Raw genomic sequence first — 14415 nt, forward strand, 5'->3', positions numbered from 1 at the left:
CAGGGCAGTTGGCGTGAACTGGTGCAAATCAAACGGCCTCCGCCGCCGACTCCGGCGAGCCGGCGGCTGCGCCGGATCGTGCTGCTCACCGCGGTGATGACGCTCGCCGCGGACCTCGTCAACCTCGAATACTCCAGCGAGGGCGGATTCGGGCTCGCGGTGCGGACGTTCTGGGCGATGCTGCGCGCACTCGGATTCCTGTTCCTGATGCGGGAGATCCGTTGGGGCCGGCTCACCGCCCGGCCGTTCGGGTTGATCCTCGCGGTCACCACCGTGTTCGCCTCGGCCCGGCTCGCCCAGCCCCGCGAGGGCGGCTACCTGCCGCCGTGGCAGGTGCTCGCCGCGCTCGCCGTCATCCTGACGCTGTGCACGGTCGTGGTCTGGCAGCTGTACCGCTCGCCGGCGATCGCCGCGCACCTGACCCGCAAGCCGTCGAAGCGGCCGATCCCGCCGTGGGCGCTGACCGCCCGGGTCGCCGCGCTGTCCTACTCGGCGTTGCTGAGCGTGCCGTGCCTGATCGCCGCCGGGACGCTGTGGGGCGAGCCGCGGCTGCCGCGCTCGACGGCCGTGCCGCTGGTCATCTCGTGGTTCGTGCTCGGCATCGTCGTCGCCCTGGTGGCGTCGATGATCAGCTTCGCGATGATGTTCGGGCACGCCTGGGCGCGGGTGCTGCTCGCCATGATCAGCGTCTTCGTGCTGCTCGTGCAGCCGGCGCTGTGCTGGCTGCTGCTCGGCGCCGACGGCGTCATCCGCGACGGCGTCCCGCTCGTGCTGGCCGCGCTGGTCTGCCTCTACGGGCTGGCGAGGTCCGGCACCGGCTCCGGCGCCCGTGCCTGACCGTACACGCTGATCTTGTGCTCGATGAGGGTCAGGTCGCTCTGCAGGCCGGCGATCCGCCGCAGCACCTCCCGGCGGTGCGCTTCAAGGAGCTCGCGGCGCTCGTCGAACGTCTCCGGGCCGACCCGGCACAGCTCCGCGTACCGGCGCATCCCGGCGATCGACATGCCGGTGGCCCGCAGGCGGGTCAGGATCCCGAGCATCCCCACGTCGCGCTCGGAGTAGCGGCGGTGGCCGTTCCAGTCGCGCTCCGGCGGGTCGAGGAGGCCGGCTCGCTCGTAGTACCGCAGCGTGTGCGCGGTCAGGCCGGTCTGCTCGGCCACCTCGGCGATGGTGAACTCCATGCCGTGATTCTAGGTCTGTGCGGGTGTTTGACTTCGAGCGCGCTCGAAGGGGGAGGGTTGAGGCATGCGACAGCGAAACCTTGGCACTCTGACCACGTCGGCGCTCGGCCTCGGCTGCATGGGCATGAGCGAGTTCTACGGCCCGGGTGACGACGCCGAGTCCATCGCGACCATCCACCGCGCCCTCGACCTCGGCGTGACGTTCCTGGACACCGCTGACATGTACGGCCCGTTCACCAACGAGCGGCTCGTCGGCCGCGCCATCGCCGGGCGCCGCGACGAGGTGACCCTCGCGACCAAGTTCGGCATCCAGCGCGACGGCGGCAGCCGCAGCATCAACGGCCACCCCGACTACGTGCGGGCCGCCCTCGACGCGTCGCTCACCCGCCTCGGCGTCGACCACATCGACCTGTACTACCAGCACCGCGTCGACGACCGGGTGCCGATCGAGGACACCTGGGGCGCGCTCAGCGAGGCCGTCGCCGCCGGCAAGGTCCGCCACCTCGGCATCTCCGAGGCCTCGGTCGCGACGGTGCGGCGCGCCCACGCCGTGCACCCCGTGACCGCCGGGCAGTACGAGTACTCCCTGTGGAGCCGGGAGCCGGAGGACGGCATCCTCGGTGTGTGCCGCGAGCTGGGCATCGGGCTCGTCGCCTACAGCCCGCTCGGCCGGGGCTTCCTGACCGGCGAGATCACCGACCCGTCGCAGTTCGACCCGGCGGACTTCCGCCGGTACAGCCCCCGCTTCCAGGGCGAGAACTTCCAGCGCAACCTCGACCTGGTCACCGAGGTCCGCGCGCTGGCCGCCGCGAAGGGCGTCACCCCCGCGCAGCTCGCGCTCGCCTGGGTCCTCGCCCAGGGCGACGACGTCGTGCCGATCCCGGGCACCAAACGGCGCTCGTACCTTGAGCAGAACGTGGCCGCGCTCGACGTCACCCTGACGGCGGACGACCTCGCCGCGATCGAGAAGCTCTCCATCGCGCGGGATGTCGTCGGCACGAGGTATCCAGAGGCGACGATGGGGTCGCTGAACCGCTGACGACTTCTTCCTGGGTGGCGTTTTGCGGGGAGGTGCTGGCGCCGCCCGGGAGTTCGTCGTATCGTCTTCTGCGTGTCCGCGTTCCTGAACCGATGCTGGTGGCCCGCCTGACAAGGCGGCCCACTCCCGCGTGACACCCACATCCGCGGCCGCCGATCCGGCGGTCGCTTTTTCGTTCCCTCCCAGCAGGGGGCCGGCCGCCCGGACCGCCGGCCAGACCTGAGAGGGACGACCCGCATGCTGCCCGACCTGAACCGCCCGTTCGCCCTGCTGCGCCGCGAAGGCCGCGACGTCGTCGAGGTGCTCGCCGGCACCGTCGAGACCGTCGAGTCCCTCGCCGACATCCCGTCGGAGTCCCTCTCGCTGGTGCCGTTCCGGCAGGTCCGCGAGCGCGGCTTCGAGTGCGTCGACGACGGCACGCCGCTGTCCGTGCTGCGCATCTCCTCCCGCTCGTCCTGCCCGGTGTCCGATGTTCTCGCTGTACTGCCGGCCGGGCCGGTGTCGCTGCGCGACGGCGGGTTCGACGTGTCCGACGACGAGTACGCCTCGATCGTCTCCGAGGTGCTCCGCGACGAGATCGGCCGCGGCGAGGGCTCCAACTTCGTCATCCACCGCGTCTTCACCGCCGACGTCGACGGTGACCCGGTCGCCGCCGCCCTCGCCGTGTACCGGCGGCTCCTCGAACGCGAGCGCGGCGCGTACTGGACGTTCCTCGTGCACACCGGCGAGCGCACGCTCGTCGGCGCCACCCCGGAGCGGCACGTCAGCGTCGAGGACGGCCTGGTCATGATGAACCCGATCAGCGGCACCTTCCGGCACCCCGGCGGCGTGCCCGACAAGGAGGCGGTGCTGCGGTTCCTCGCCGACCGCAAGGAGATCGACGAGCTGTCCATGGTCCTGGACGAGGAGCTCAAGATGATGGCGACCGTCGCGACCGAGGGCGGGCAGGTCATCGGCCCGTACCTGAAGGAGATGGCGCACCTCGTCCACACGGAGTACCTCCTCGCCGGCCGCAGCGCACTGGACGTGCGGGACGTGCTGCGGGAGACGATGTTCGCGCCGACCGTCGTCGGCAGCCCGATCGAGAACGCGTGCCGGGTTGTCGCCCGCCACGAGCGCCGCGGCCGCGGCTACTACGGTGCCGTGCTCGCCCTCATCGGCTCCGACGAGGCCGGCCGGCAGACCCTGGACGCGCCCATCCTCATCCGCACCGCCGAGATCTCCTCGAACGGCCGCCTGCGAGTGCCGGTCGGCGCCACGCTCGTGCGGCACTCGACCCCGGCAGGTGAGGTGCGCGAGACGCACACGAAGGCCGCCGGCGTGCTCACCGCGCTCGGCCTGGGCGCTGCTCCGGCGTCCGGTCCCGTCCCGGCCCCGCCGCTGCTCGCCGCCGACCCCGCCGTGCAGGGCGCGCTCGTCGCCCGCAACGCCACCCTCGCGCCCTTCTGGCTGCAGGACCACCACACGCGGTCGCTGACGACACCCGGGCTCACCGGCCGCCGGGTCCTCATCGTCGACGCGGAAGACACCTTCACCGGCATGCTGCACCACCAGTTGCGAATCCTCGGCCTGGACGTCGTCCTGCAGAAGTACACCGCGGTCACCTCGCTGGACGGCTACGACCTCGTCGTGCTCGGCCCCAGCCCGGGCGACCCGCGGCGCGTCGAGGACCCGAAGATGGCCGCCATGCGGGCCGTCGCCGCTCAGCTGCTCGATTCCGGCACGCCGACGCTCGCCGTGTGCCTCGGCCACCAGCTGCTGTCGGGCCTGCTCGGCCTGCCCCTGCGCCGCAAGGCCAACCCGTATCAGGGCATGCAGCGCGACATCGTGTTCTTCGGCCGCCCCACGACCGTCGGCTTCTACTCCACCTTCACCGCCACCCATCCGCACGACCGTTTCAGCAGCGCCTACGGCGAGGTGGAGCTGTCCCGCGACCCTGCCAACGGCGACGTCCACGCGCTGCGCGGCCCCACCTTCGCCGGCGTCCAGTTCCACCCCGAGTCGGTGCTGAGCTACGACGGCATCGACCTCCTGCGCGGCATGCTCACCACGCTCCTGCCGGCCCCCGCCGTCTCGTAACCGCGCCACCCTTCCGTGCCGGCGGCCGTGCCTTCTCTCCGCACGCCGCCGGCCCCCGCCGCCCTCACCCCGCGCCGCCCCGTGCCCCACGCCCGCCTCCCACTGCCCTTCGCCTTCCGCCCTCCGTCTTCTGGGCTCCGTCTTCTGGGCTCCGTCTTCCGGTGGCCTCCGTCTTCCGGGCTCCGTCTTCTGGGCTCCGTCTTTCGGCGCTGTCGTGGCGCGTCGGGTCGGTGCGTGTCGCGGGGGTGCGCGGTGGGTACCGTGCGGTCGTGATGCGTGCGGTGCGGGTGGTCCTGCGCTTCTTCCGCGGCCGGGACCTCAACCTGCACGCGGGCGCCGTCACGTTCTACGGCGCCATCGCCGTCGTGCCCGTCGCGCTCCTGACCATCAAGCTCGCCGGGCTCGTCGCCGGCGCCGGGCGGTTCCGCGAGCTGGCCGGGCCGGTCATCGCCGCCATGCCCGACCGTCTCGGCGCCGGCCGCGCCACCGCCGTGCTCGTCGACGCCGGGCTGCGCATGTCGTGGCCGCTGACCCTGATCGCGCTCGTCCCCGCCACCTGGTACGGCGAAGGCCTCCGCCGCGCGTTCGTCTCCCTCGCCAAGTCCGGCTCGCCCGCGGGCTGGCGCGGCCGGCTGCTCATCCTGCCCGTCCTCGCCGCCGCGCCGGCGTTGCTGCTCGGCCTCCTCCTCGTGCTGCCCGGCGCTGCACGTCGCTTGCAGGACGGCGGATGGTCGAGCGTCACGGCGGTCGTCGCGTCGTTCCTCGCCACGTGGCTCACGCTCAGCCCGGTGTTCGTCATGGTGTACCGCTGGTGCGCCCCACCGAGCCCCGCCTGGGCGCCGACGGTCGTGGTCGGCTCGTTCACGGCGGCGAACGTCTCGGGCTTCGCGCACGGGTTCGTGCTGTTCTGGTCGCTGCCCCTCGACCTCGGCGCACCCTTCGGCGGCCTGGACGCGGTCGGCGCGATCGTCGCCGTGCTGCTGTGGCTGTACCTGTTCCACCTGCTGACACTCATCGGATACGGCGCGACCCTCCAGGCCGCCCGCTGGTGGGCCTTGCGCTCCGCCGCCTCGTGAACGATGCTTCCGAGGAATTCTCACCATTGGGGGCCGGAATGCGGGACCGCCGGGCAAGACTCAGCGTCGCCGTGGCGTACCTGGTCCAGGGCTTCTGCTTCGCCGCCCTGCTGACCCAGGTCGGCGTTCTGCAGGAGAAGTTCGGCTTCTCCGACGGCGAGCTCTCCCTGGTCCTGCTCGCCGTCCCGGTCGTCGCCGGTGTCGGCAGCGTCGTTGCCGGCCTGCTGTCCGCCCGCTTCGGCAGCTCGCCCGTGCTGCGCGCCGGCGGCCCCGGCGTCGCCCTCGCCATCACCGCCGTCGGCCTCGCGGGCCAGGCCTGGCAGCTGTACCTGGCCCTCGCCTTCGTCGGCCTCATGCTCGGGTTCGTCGACGCCACAATGAACATGCAGGGCGTCAGCGTCGAGCGCCGGTACGGCCGCCCCGTCCTCAACTCGTTCCACGCCGTCTGGAGCGTCGGCGCCATCCTCGGCGCGCTCGCCACCGCCGGCACGTCCCGCCTCGGCTGGTCGATCGCCGCGTCGCTCGCCGCCGTCGCGGCTGTCGGCGCGCTGCTGGCCATCGCCGCGGGCCCCTGGCAGCTACGCCGCGCGGAGGAGGTCGCGGACGTGCCGCCGGGTGCCGACACCGCCGTCCCGTGGCGCCCCGTCATCCTCGTCGGTATCGCGATGATGCTCATGTTCATCGCCGACTCCGCCGTCTCCAACTGGAGCACGGTCTTCCTCGACCACGCGTTCTCCGCCAGCACCAGCGTCGCCGCCCTCGGCCTCGCCGCCTACCAGGCGACCATGCTCGTCGGCCGCACCGCCGGCGACCTCATCGTGCGCCGCTTCGGCCCCGTCGGCGTCGTCGCCGCCGGGGGCGTGGTCGGCGGCCTGGGACTGGGCCTCGTCGCCGCCTCCCAGTCATCGGCGATGGGCATCGCCGGCTTCGCCGTCGTCGGCATCGGCCTGTCGCTCGTCGTCCCCCAGTCCTTCTCCGCCGCCGGCCGCCTCGACCCGGCCGGGACCGGCGTCGCCATCGCCCGCGTCAACCTGTTCAACTACATCGGCTTCGTCGTCGGCGCCGGCCTGATCGGCGCGGTCGCGGAGAGCGCGTCCCTGCGCCTGGCCTTCGTCGTGCCGGCGGTCCTCGCCGCGGGCATCGTCGCGCTCGCCCCCGCCTTCCGCACGAAGGCACCGACCTCCGCCGCCGCGGTCCCGGCCCCAGCCACCAGCTGACCGGCCTCCTGCTTCTGGCCTTCTGCTTCTGGACCTTCTGCTTCTGGCCTCCTGCTTCTGGCCTCCTGCTTTTGTGCAGCCGCTTTCGGGCACCTGCGCGTGGTCTCCTGCTTCCGGCCTCCCGCGTTTGGCCTCCCGCGTTTGGCCTCCCGTGTTCGGGCACCTGCGTTCGGCCTCCCGCGTTCGGGCAGCTGCTTCCGGACCCTGCTCCGGCGTCGTGTTCCCGCGCACCGTCGTGTTCCCGCGCATCGGGGGGCCGTGCTCCTGGGTCGCCGGGATCCGGTGGAGGTCGTGCGGTCGTGGTGCAAAGCGCTGCCGAGGCACGCGGAACGGGCCGCGGCGAGCGTCAAGGCTGGTGGGCGGTGGCGCTGACTTTCTCCGCGGCGGTCGCGACCGAGCCGCGGGTGGCGGCCGCGAGGCTCGTCTGCTCGTGCAGCGACGCCTCGACCTCGCGCTGGGCGGCGGCGACCGAGCCGAGCCGGTCCGCGACCCCACCGACCGCGTTCGCCGCCGCGAGAGCGCCGGCGGTGACCTGACCGACGGTCGTCTCGATCCGGGCGGTCGCGGCGGCGGTCTGCGCGGCCAGCTCCTTGACCTCGTTGGCGACCACGCCGAAGCCCTTCCCGGCCTCGCCGGCGCGGGCGGCCTCGATCGTCGCGTTCAGGGCGAGCAGCTTCGTCTGGTCCGCGACCGCCTGGATGAGGCCGGCGACGGTGGCGATGTCGGCGATCGCGGTCTCCAGCTCGTCGATGACCGTGCGCGCGTGGTTGGAGTCGCTGAGCGCGGCCTCGACGTCGGTGACGGCGTCCCGTACGGCACCGGTCATCCCCGCCAGTTTCTGCTCGAACGACTCCATCGCCGCGCCCGCCTCGGCGCCGAGCTGCACACCGGCGTCGGCGACGTCGGCGAGGACGGTCTCCAGCCGCCGGCCGAGGCGTTCGCTGTGCGCCACCTGCTCCGCGGCGTTGCTCGCGGCCGCCTCCTCGCGCCGGGTGGCGTCGTCGGCGGCGGCCCGCAGCGCCGTCTGGTTATCCGCGGCGACGCGCGCCCGCTCGGTGTCGACCTCGGCCTCCGCGTTGGCGGCGAACCTCCAGTACACCAGCTGCGTCAGGCACATCGCGACGACGAACCCCGCGTGCAGCAGCACGAACGGGATCGGGTGGTCGCGCGCCTGCGGGCTGCTGAACAGCATGTCCGGCATGGTCGCGGCCACGAGGAGGTGGTGCGCGGCGACCAGCAAGACGGTGACGAGCAGCGTGACCCAGTCCTGGTACAGGCTGACCAGCCCGACCACGACGAAGAAGTGGAAGTGCAGGTCGGTGAGGCCGTTGCTGGCGTGGACGAGCGCCGCGGAGGCGAGCACGAGGCCCGTCGACACGGCGACCGCCGAGCCGCGCCTGCCGCGGGCGACGCCGCCGGCGATCGCGCAGATCAGCACGCCCGCGTTCGCCGACCAGACGAGCCATGCGTTCCCGTGCGCGTGCGCGCCGATGACGGTGTGCCCGTTGACGAGGCTGATGACGACGAGCACCGGCAGGTGCAGCGCCAGCACCAGTCGCAGCGCCCGGTGCCGCGACTGGAAGGCCGCGTCGCTGAGGCGGACCTTCGGCATGAGCCAGGCGAGCACTCCGGGCATGACGTGTGACGCCCCTTCTGGACAGCCGACTCCTGTGGTCCTTATGGAGGACTCAACGGTCCATCGGCCTCCCGACGCGGATCTGAAGGTCGTTCGCCAGGAGGATGAGCCCCGCCGCGGAGTGCGAGGGTCATCCGGCCTCCGCGAGCATCGCTGCGACCTCAGCGGGAGCCGGCAGCCCTTCGGTGTCGCCGGCCGACGCCACCACCCTGGCCGCGAACCGGGTGCCCAGCAGCGCCGCGCCGCGCGGCCCGGTCCCGGCGAGGCGGGCGGCGAGGTAGGCGCCCGCGAACGCGTCCCCGGCCCCGACGGGGTCGACCACCCGGACCGCCGCGGTCGGCAGGTGCGCCGGTGTGTCGCCGTCGTGCCAGCAGCCGTCGGCGCCGGCCTTCAGCACCACCTCCCGCACGCCGCCGGCCTTGGCCCGCGCGAAGACCTCCCCGGGGTCGTCCGTGCCGAAGAGGGGCACCGCCTCGTCCATCCCGAGGAGGAGGTACGCCGTCAGCGGCAGCAACGCGGTCACGACACCGGCCGCGTCCAGCCCGGGCCGCAGGTTCGGGTCGACGGCGACCGGGATGCCCCGCGCGTGCGCCTCGCGGGCCAGCCGCAGCACCGCCCGCCGTGGCCCGTCGCCGAGCGCGGCGGTCAGCCCGGACACCGCGACCAGGTCGGGCCCGGCGGCCAGGGCCCGGTCGGCGTCGGCCTCGTCGAGGGCGGACGCCGCCGAACCGGCCCGGTAGTAGTGGACCCGCCGCGCACCGTCGGGCCGGACGTCCTTCACGAACACGCCCGTCGGCCGGGTGCCGTCGACGGCGACGAGACCGGCGGCGACGCCGAGCCCTTCCGCGGCCGCCACGACCCGCCGCCCGAACGGATCGTCGCCGACCCTGCTGCAGAACGCCGCCCGGGCCCCGGCCCTGGCCGCCGCGGCGAGCAGGTTCAGCTCGGCGCCGGCCACGTGTACCGACGCCGTCGCACACTCCTCCAGCGGGAGGAGGTCGGCGGGCTGGAAGAGCACCATCGCCTCGCCGAGCCCCACGATCAGCCCGCTCACCTGACCCGCCCACCACGAGCGCCCGCACCCCGGAAAGGACGGCCGGAAACGGCGGTCACGGGAGCCACCTCGCACGGAGGTCGGGGCGCAGGAAGGCGGCCGGGGAGGCGATCGACAGTCCGCCGTCGACGGGAAGACAGGCGCCCGTGACGAACCCGGCGGCCGGCGAGGCCAGGAACGCCACCGCGGCCGCCACCTCCTCGGGCCGGCCGACGCGGCGCAGCGGGTAGCCCTCGGCGGCGGCGGGGAGGTCGTCGCCACCGATGAGGCCCGGCGCGACCGCGTTGACGCGGATGCCGCGCGGGCCGTACTCGAGGGCGAGCTGGCGCACCAGGCCGTCCAGGCCCGCCTTCGCCGCAGCGTACGAGGGCAGGCCGGGGGCGGCGAGGAAGCTGTTCACGGAGGTGACCGCGACGATGCTGCCGCCGGAAGGCAGGTGCGGCAGCGCCGCCCGGCAGGCGTAGAAGGCGCCCGAGAGCGTCACGTCGATCGCGGCGCGCCACTGGTCGTCGGTCTGGGTCTCGGCGGCCGCGACCGGCATGACCGCGGCGGCGAGGACGAGCACGTCGAGCCGGCCGAACAGGTCCACGGCGCGGCCGACCACGTCCGCCGCGCCGCCGGGGGTTGAGCAGTCGGCCGCCCAGCTCGCCTCGAACGCCGGATCCTCGGTGGTGTCCAGGGCGGCCGCGGCGACCCGGTCGCCGGCGAAGGCCCGCCCGATCGCCAGCCCGATCGGTGAGGTCGCCCCGATCACCAGCACGCCCCTCACCGGGCGCTCCCGGACCGGCGGAGGCCGCCCGGGAGCAGGCCAGGCACGCCTCGGACCACAGGGCCGAGGCCGTCCGGGGACACGTCCGGCACGCCGCTCACCGGGCCGGCCCTGACAGGCCGAGGTCGTCCAGGATCACGTCCAGCGCGGCCAGGGTCGCCGGGTCGGCGTCCACCGCGGGCGCGCGGACCGTCGTGGAGTCGATGACGCCCCGCCGGTGCAGCACGTGCTTGTGGATCGACCAGGCGATCCCCGGCTGCAGCCCGAAGCGGATCAGCGGCAGCAGCCGGTTGAACCCTTCCCGCGCCTCCCGGAGCGACCCCTCCTGGTACGCGCGGAGGACCGGGACGAGCAGGTCCGGGAACTCGCTTGCGGGCATGGTGCCGACGGCGCCGCGGGCGTACTCCTCGAGGACAAACAGCGCGTTCTGGCCGCCGAGGACCAGGAAGTCGGCGGCGGTCGCGTCGATGACGGCGCCGACCTTCGGGACGGTCGGCTGGGTCTCGACCTTCACCGAGTCGACGCCGTCGAGCTTCGACAGCTCGACGATGAGCGGCACGGGCAGGTTGACCCCGGTGGAGGCGGGCGCGTCCTGCACCATCACCGAGAGCCCTCCGGCCGCGGCCACCGCGCCGTAGAAGTCGACGATCTGGGCCGGGGACGGCTTCACCATGAACGGCGGGATCAGCATCGCCACGCTGGCACCGGCGTCCGCCGCGGCACGGCACTGGTCGATCGCGTCGCCCGTGCCGGTCGCCGACACACCGGCGACGATCGGCGCCGTCGGGCCCAGCGCCGCTCGTACCACCGCGAGAACGGCGGCCCGCTCGGCCGTGGTCAGCGTGAAGCCCTCGCTGGCGAAGCCGAACACGGCCACGCCGTCCACGCCCGCGGCGGCGGAGAACTCGACGAGCCGGCGCAGGCTGGACGTGTCCAAGGAGCCGTCGGGGTGGAACGGCGTGGCGAGCACGGGAATCAGCCCGCGCACGTCGGTGGAGCGGCTCACGACGCCGCCTGCGGCGTCGTGAGCTGAATCCGTGCTTGCTGATGAGCGGCCCGAGCCGCTTCGCTGGCCACTCATTGCGCCGCCTGCGGCGTCGTCGTGAGCTGAATCTGTGCTTGCTGATGAGCGGCCCGAGCCGCTTCGCTGGCCACTCATTGGTCCTCCAGAAGGGCGGTGATGTCGACGTCGACGCCGAGGCCCGGCGCGGTCGGCAGGTGGAACGACCCGGGTCCGCCGGTCAGCGGCCGGGTGAGGATGCGGTTGGCGACGGGGAACGGGCCGGGCTGGAACTCGAAGACCGGCATCGCCTCGATCGCGGCGGCGACGTGGATGCCGGCGGCGAGGACGACGCCGAGCCCGACGGAGTGGTGCGGCGCCACCGGAACGTGGTGCACGGAGGCGATCTCCGCGATGGCCATCGCCTCGGTGATGCCGGTGCGGCCGACGTCTGGCTGCGCGAGGTCGAGGGCCCGCTCCTGCAGCCACAGCCTGAACTCGAACCGGTTGCGCAGCGTCTCGCCGACGGCGACGGGGGTGACGAGCGCGGCCGCGAGCTCCTGGTGGCCGTCTACGTCCTCGGGGGCGAGGGGCGCCTCCAGGAACCAGGCGCCGCGCGCGTCGAGGGCCTTGCCGAGGCGCAGCGCGTCGGCGAGGTCGTAGGCCCAGTGCGCGTCGACGGCGACCCGCATCCCGGTCGCGGCGACCGCGTCGAACGTGGCAAGGTCTTCCTCCACCCCACGGCCGAGGTGGAGCTTCACCGAGGTTGCACCCTGTGCAATCCAATTGCGGGCGAGCGCGGCCCGCTCGGCGTCTGTCGCGACGGGCAGGCCCGAGACGTAGGTCGGCACGGTGTCGCGGTACGCCCCGCCGAGCAGCGCGTGCACGGGCAGCCCTGCCGCCTTGCCGGCCAGGTCCCACAGGGCGATGTCCACCGCCGCCAGCGCGTCCGCCTGATGGCCGACGAGGTGGCCGCGCTCCCGCATGAGGCCGGTGAGCCTGGTCCACATCGGCCGGACCCGCCGCGGGTCCTGCTTCAGCAGCGCGGGCGCCAGCAGCCGGTCGACGATCGCCTGCACGATCTCGGGCCCGACGGGTGCGAGGGCCTCGCCCCAGCCCTCCGTGCCGTCGTCGCACGTGATCCTGACGAGCAGCGTCTCGTAACGATCCGAGTACAGGCTGCGCCACGGCGGCCGGAGGTAATAGTCGGATTCTTCGGGATTCGAGCGCGTGGCGGCGCCCAGGTAGACGTCCTCCCCGCGCAGCTTGAGCGGGAAGGTCGTCACGTCAACGATCCTCACGGGGCACCCCCGCTGTGCGGTTGACCACTTGCAGCATGCGGGATATCTTGCCGTATCACGCAAGCAACTTCCAGAGAGGGTCCTGATGGCTTCGGATGTCGGAAGCAACCAGAGCGTCGAGCGGGCGCTGACGGTGCTGCGGGTCTTCACGGCCGGCCGCTCCGAGCTGCGCGTCTCCGACGTCGCCAAACTCGCAGACCTTGGACTCTCCACCGCGTCGCGCCTGCTCGCAACCCTGGAGGCGGCCGGCTTCGTCGACCGCGACCCGGTCAGCGGGCTCTACCGGCTCGGCCTGGACACGGTCAGCCTCGGTGGCGCCGTGCTCAACAGCCACCCCGTGCACCGCGAGGCGCGCCAGATCGCCCAGAACCTGGCAGCCGACCTGGGCCTCGGCGTCAACGTCGCGGTCCGCCGTGACGCCAGCCTCTTCTACCTGCTCAACTTCGAGGGCCGGCAGGCGCCGCGGTCGTTCGTGCTCGCCGGGCAGCGCAACCCGCTGCACGCCACGGGCCTGGGCAAGTCGCTGCTGACCGGCCTCACGCCGGTCGAGCGGCGCGGGCTGCTGCCACCGAGCGCCCTGGTCGGCTACACCCCCCGCACGATCACCACCCACGAGAAGCTCGACGCCGAGCTCGAGCTGACCGCCGCCCGCGGCTACGGCTCGGAGCTGGAGGAGCTGGCACTGGGCCGCGCCTGCGTCGCCGCCCCGATCCGCGACGGCGCCGGCACCGTCGTCGCCGCGCTGTCGGTGTCCGGCCCGCTCTCCGCAATCGACTTGCAGAATCGCGAGGTCGCGTTGTCGCGGATGGTCATCGAGGCGGCCGACTCGATCAGCATCGGCCTCGGCTATGTCGGGCCGGCGCACCACCCGAGCGCGGTTTCGCTGTGAAGGACCGGACGTTCGGGTTCCTGCTGACCCTGCCGGCGCTCGCGCTGCTCGGCGCGGTCGTGCTGTATCCGTTGATCGGGTCGCTGTCCACCAGCCTGTTCAACCAGAGCCTGGTGCTGCCGGGCCGCTCCTTCGCCGGCTTCGGCAACTTCTCCGAGGTGCTGGAGCGCAACTTCTGGCCGGTCCTGGAGCACACGGTCGTCTTCACCGTCGGCTCGACCGTCGTGCCCGTCGTCATCGGCTTCGCCCTCGCCCTGGCGCTCAACACGCGACTCAAGGGCCGGGCGGTGCTGCGCGGGCTGTTCCTGATGCCCTGGGTCATCCCCGGCGTCGTCGTGTCGTTCGTCTGGATGTGGATCTTCAACGCGAACTACGGCCTGCTCAACGGGCTGCTCGTCCAGCTGCACCTGATCGACGAGCCGATCGTCTGGCTCGGCAGCCCGGGCACCGCGATGGCCGCCGTCATCGTGGCCAAGAGCTGGGCGAGCTTCCCGTGGATCATGGTGATGCTGCTCGCCGGGCTGCAGACCGTCCCGGCGGCGCTGCACGAGGCCGCGGCGCTCGACGGCGCCGGAGCGGTCAACCGGTTCTGGCACGTGACGCTGCCGCACCTGCGCGGGATCCTCGGCATCGTCGTGCTGCTGGAGGTCATCTGGAACCTGCAGCACTTCGACATGATCTACGTGCTCACCAACGGCGGACCGGCCGGCTCGACCACCACGTTCGCCGTCGCCGTGTACGACACCGCGTTCAAGGCCTTCGACCTCGGCCAGGCGAGCGCGCTCGGTGCCCTGTGGCTGGTGCTCATCCTCGCCCTCGTCGTGGTCTACGTGCGGGTCTCCGAGCGGGGTGAGCCGGCATGAGCGCGCCGACGCTGGTCAAGAGTTCGCCGGCGGTCGTCCCGCCGAAGGACGTGGTCCGCAAGCGCCGTGCAGGCCGGCTGTTCGGCCCTGCCACCACGGTCGCACTGATCGGCATCTTCGCGTTCGGGCCCGTGTACTGGGTGCTCGTCACCGCCCTCACCCCGACGCACGACGTGTTCCGGTTCCCGCCGCACTTCGTCCCCGACCGGATCACCTTCGAGCACTTCACCGCCATCCTCGACAACGCGAAGCTCCTGCGGTACCTCACCAACAGCCTCATCGTGTCCACCGTGACCGCCGTGCTCACGGTC

Annotated in this window: 13 protein-coding genes and 1 pseudogene; 8 read left to right on the forward strand and 6 right to left on the reverse strand. The window is 73.0% G+C overall.

Annotated elements, in window-relative coordinates; genetic code table 11:
* The first annotated feature begins 21 nt into the window (after positions 1–21).
* The gene (locus ACFY3L_RS37490) at positions 22–837 is read left to right on the forward strand and encodes a hypothetical protein (RefSeq protein ID WP_389335415.1); all 816 of its coding nucleotides are present in this window, start codon (positions 22–24) and stop codon (positions 835–837) included.
* On the opposite strand, the gene ACFY3L_RS37495 is transcribed toward ACFY3L_RS37490, so the two are convergent.
* Positions 792–1181, reverse strand: a complete 390-nt coding sequence (locus ACFY3L_RS37495) for a MerR family transcriptional regulator (protein WP_389335418.1) — start codon at positions 1179–1181, stop codon at positions 792–794. The genes ACFY3L_RS37490 and ACFY3L_RS37495 overlap by 46 nt on opposite strands.
* A gap of 64 nt (positions 1182–1245) precedes the next feature.
* Between ACFY3L_RS37495 and ACFY3L_RS37500 the strand changes: the two genes are divergently transcribed.
* The 4 genes from ACFY3L_RS37500 (at position 1246) to ACFY3L_RS37515 (ending at position 6592) form a co-directional block, all read left to right on the forward strand.
* A complete protein-coding gene (locus ACFY3L_RS37500; RefSeq protein WP_389335421.1) occupies positions 1246–2220 on the forward strand; it encodes an aldo/keto reductase in 975 nt (324 codons plus the stop codon).
* Positions 2221–2457: 237 nt separating this feature from the next.
* Positions 2458–4299, forward strand: coding sequence for an anthranilate synthase family protein (locus ACFY3L_RS37505; RefSeq protein ID WP_389335424.1), 1842 nt, complete (start codon positions 2458–2460; stop codon positions 4297–4299).
* Positions 4300–4571: 272 nt separating this feature from the next.
* On the forward strand, positions 4572–5375 hold the full coding sequence (locus ACFY3L_RS37510) for a YhjD/YihY/BrkB family envelope integrity protein (protein WP_389335488.1): 804 nt from the start codon (positions 4572–4574) through the stop codon (positions 5373–5375).
* A 71-nt stretch (positions 5376–5446) separates the two neighbouring features.
* The gene (locus ACFY3L_RS37515) at positions 5447–6592 is read left to right on the forward strand and encodes an MFS transporter (RefSeq protein WP_389335427.1); all 1146 of its coding nucleotides are present in this window, start codon (positions 5447–5449) and stop codon (positions 6590–6592) included.
* A gap of 346 nt (positions 6593–6938) precedes the next feature.
* On the opposite strand, the gene ACFY3L_RS37520 is transcribed toward ACFY3L_RS37515, so the two are convergent.
* The 5 genes from ACFY3L_RS37520 to ACFY3L_RS37540 all read right to left on the reverse strand — a co-directional run bounded on the left by ACFY3L_RS37520 (position 6939) and on the right by ACFY3L_RS37540 (position 12337).
* Entirely contained in the window at positions 6939–8228 is a 1290-nt protein-coding gene (locus tag ACFY3L_RS37520; protein WP_389335430.1) for a methyl-accepting chemotaxis protein, read from the reverse strand.
* 130 nt (positions 8229–8358) lie between these two features.
* Positions 8359–9282 (reverse strand): sugar kinase, encoded by a 924-nt coding sequence (locus tag ACFY3L_RS37525; protein WP_389335433.1) that lies wholly within the window; start codon positions 9280–9282, stop codon positions 8359–8361.
* Between the two features lie 55 nt (positions 9283–9337).
* Complete coding sequence (locus tag ACFY3L_RS37530; protein ID WP_389335436.1) at positions 9338–10051, reverse strand: SDR family NAD(P)-dependent oxidoreductase; 714 nt, start codon at positions 10049–10051, stop codon at positions 9338–9340.
* A 97-nt stretch (positions 10052–10148) separates the two neighbouring features.
* Positions 10149–11057, reverse strand: coding sequence for a dihydrodipicolinate synthase family protein (locus tag ACFY3L_RS37535; RefSeq protein ID WP_389335439.1), 909 nt, complete (start codon positions 11055–11057; stop codon positions 10149–10151).
* Between the two features lie 149 nt (positions 11058–11206).
* A complete protein-coding gene (locus tag ACFY3L_RS37540; RefSeq protein WP_389335442.1) occupies positions 11207–12337 on the reverse strand; it encodes a mandelate racemase/muconate lactonizing enzyme family protein in 1131 nt (376 codons plus the stop codon).
* A 100-nt stretch (positions 12338–12437) separates the two neighbouring features.
* Between ACFY3L_RS37540 and ACFY3L_RS37545 the strand changes: the two genes are divergently transcribed.
* The 3 genes and pseudogenes from ACFY3L_RS37545 to ACFY3L_RS37555 form a co-directional block, all read left to right on the forward strand.
* A complete protein-coding gene (locus tag ACFY3L_RS37545; RefSeq protein WP_389335445.1) occupies positions 12438–13241 on the forward strand; it encodes an IclR family transcriptional regulator in 804 nt (267 codons plus the stop codon).
* Positions 13238–14104: a carbohydrate ABC transporter permease gene (locus tag ACFY3L_RS37550; protein ID WP_389335448.1), complete on the forward strand. Its 867-nt coding sequence runs from the start codon at positions 13238–13240 to the stop codon at positions 14102–14104. Before ACFY3L_RS37545 ends, ACFY3L_RS37550 begins: the two co-directional genes overlap by 4 nt.
* Positions 14101–14415: pseudogene (locus ACFY3L_RS37555) on the forward strand (hypothetical protein); the annotation flags it as partial. The gene ACFY3L_RS37550 and the pseudogene ACFY3L_RS37555, both read left to right, overlap by 4 nt.

This window comes from Dactylosporangium sp. NPDC000521 (assembly GCF_042898305.1).
In the GTDB taxonomy this organism is placed as follows: Bacteria; Actinomycetota; Actinomycetes; order Mycobacteriales; family Micromonosporaceae; genus Dactylosporangium.

Bases quoted from the DNA above. Each gene is read 5' to 3' on its own strand.
- ACFY3L_RS37495 (WP_389335418.1), bottom strand. From the start codon at position 1,181: ATGGAGTTCACCATCGCCGAGGTGGCCGAGCAGACCGGCCTGACCGCG.
- ACFY3L_RS37500 (WP_389335421.1), top strand. From the start codon at position 1,246: ATGCGACAGCGAAACCTTGGCACTCTGACCACGTCGGCGCTCGGCCTC.
- ACFY3L_RS37505 (WP_389335424.1), top strand. From the start codon at position 2,458: ATGCTGCCCGACCTGAACCGCCCGTTCGCCCTGCTGCGCCGCGAAGGC.
- ACFY3L_RS37510 (WP_389335488.1), top strand. From the start codon at position 4,572: ATGCGTGCGGTGCGGGTGGTCCTGCGCTTCTTCCGCGGCCGGGACCTC.
- ACFY3L_RS37520 (WP_389335430.1), bottom strand. From the start codon at position 8,228: ATGCCCGGAGTGCTCGCCTGGCTCATGCCGAAGGTCCGCCTCAGCGAC.
- ACFY3L_RS37545 (WP_389335445.1), top strand. From the start codon at position 12,438: ATGGCTTCGGATGTCGGAAGCAACCAGAGCGTCGAGCGGGCGCTGACG.